We start from the raw sequence: 2,235 nt of genomic DNA, 5'->3' as shown, positions 1-2,235 counted from the left end.
CCCGGCCCGCTGCCGTTCATCCTCTCCCGCACCTACAGCAGTTACCGGACAAAAACGCCCGCGCCGGTGGGGAGCCTCGGCCCCGGCTGGAAAATGCCTGCGGATATCCGCCTACAGCTGCGCGATAACACACTGATACTCAGTGATAACGGCGGCAGGAGCCTGTATTTTGAGCACCTGTTTCCCGGTGAGGACGGTTACAGCCGCAGCGAGTCACTCTGGCTGGTGCGTGGCGGTGTCCTGAAACTGGATGAAGGTCACCGGCTGGCCGCACTCTGGCAGGCGCTGCCGGAAGAACTCCGCTTAAGTCCGCATCGTTATCTGGCGACAAACAGTCCGCAGGGGCCGTGGTGGCTGCTCGGCTGGTGTGAGCGGGTGCCGGAAGCGGATGAGGTGCTGCCCGCGCCGCTGCCGCCGTACCGGGTACTGACCGGGCTGGTGGACCGCTTCGGGCGCACACAGACGTTTCACCGTGAGGCTGGCGGTGAATTCAGCGGCGAAATCACCGGCGTGACGGATGGTGCCGGGCGTCACTTCCGGCTGGTACTGACCACGCAGGCGCAGCGGGCAGAAGAAGCCCGGCAGCAGGCCTCTTCCGGCGGGGCGGAACCGTCCGTTTTTCCTGATACCCTGCCGGGTTACACCGAATATGGCCGGGACAACGGCATCCGTCTGTCTGCCGTGTGGCTGACGCACGACCCGGAATACCCGGAGAATTTACCTGCCGCGCCGCTGGTGCGCTATGGCTGGACGCCACGCGGCGAACTGGCGGCGGTGTATGACCGCAGCAATACACAGGTGCGCAGCTTTACTTACGATGATAAATACCGGGGCCGGATGGTGGCGCACCGTCACACGGGCCGGCCGGATATCCGTTACCGTTACGACAGCGACGGGCGGGTGACAGAACAGCTAAACCCGGCAGGCTTAAGCTACACGTATCAGTATGAGAAAGACCGCATCACCATCACCGACAGTCTGGACCGCCGTGAAGTGCTGCACACGCAGGGCGAAGGCGGGCTGAAGCGGATGGTGAAAAAGGAACACGCGGACGGCAGCGTCACGCAGAGTCAGTTTGACGCGGTGGGCGGGCTTAAGGCACAGACGGATGCCGCAGGCCGGACGACTGAGTACAGCCCGGATGTGGTGACGGGACTCATCACGCGCATCACCACACCGGATGGCAGGGCATCGGCATTTTACTATAACCACCACAACCAGTTAACGTCAGCCACCGGGCCTGACGGGCTGGAATTGCGCCGGGAATATGATGAATCCGGCCGTCTGATTCAGGAAACCGCACACAACGGCGATATCACCCGCTACCGTTATGATAATCCACACAGTGACTTACCCTGCGCAACGGAGGATGCCACCGGCAGCCGGAAAACCATGACATGGAGCCGTTACGGTCAGTTGCTGACCGTCACTGACTGTTCCGGTTATGTAACCCGTTATGACCATGACCGTTTTGGTCAGGTGACGGCGGTGCACCGCGAGGAAGGGCTGAGTCAGTACCGCGCATACGACAGCCGTGGACAGTTAATTGCGGTGAAAGACACGCAGGGCCATGAAACGCGGTATGAATACAACGCCGCCGGTGACCTGACCGCCGTCATTGCCCCGGACGGCAGCAGAAACGGGACACAGTACGATGCGTGGGGAAAGGCCATCCGTACCACACAGGGCGGTCTGACGCGCAGTATGGAATACGATGCTGCCGGACGGGTCATCCGCCTGACCAGTGAAAACGGCAGCCACACCACCTTCCGTTACGATGTACTCGACCGGCTGATACAGGAAACCGGCTTTGACGGCCGCACACAGCGTTATCACCACGACCTGACCGGTAAACTTATCCGCAGCGAGGATGAGGGGCTGGTCACCCACTGGCACTATGACGAAGCAGACCGCCTCACTCACCGCACCGTGAAGGGTGAACCTGCAGAGCAGTGGCAGTATGACGAACGCGGCTGGCTGACAGGCATCAGCCATCTCAGCGAAGGCCACCGGGTGACGGTGCATTACGGGTATGATGAGAAAGGCCGCCTGACCGGTGAGCGCCAGACGGTGCATCACCCGCAGACGGAAGCACTGCTCTGGCAGCATGAAACCAGACATGCGTACAACGCGCAGGGACTGGCGAACCGCTGTATACCGGACAGCCTGCCCGCCGTGGAATGGCTGACCTACGGCAGCGGCTGGCTGTCAGGCATGAAACTCGGCGACACACCG

At 61.7% G+C, this 2,235-nt stretch carries 1 protein-coding gene; it reads left to right on the top strand.

What is annotated here, in order from left to right; genetic code table 11:
• A partial coding sequence (locus ACJHYD_RS24440) for a DUF6531 domain-containing protein (protein WP_410228834.1) occupies positions 1–2,235 on the top strand: 2,235 nt, incomplete at both ends.

This window comes from Escherichia sp. WS1368 (assembly GCF_046487485.1).
Classification (GTDB): Bacteria; Pseudomonadota; Gammaproteobacteria; order Enterobacterales; family Enterobacteriaceae; genus Escherichia; species Escherichia coli.
This window is presented reverse-complemented; position numbering and strand designations above follow the sequence as displayed.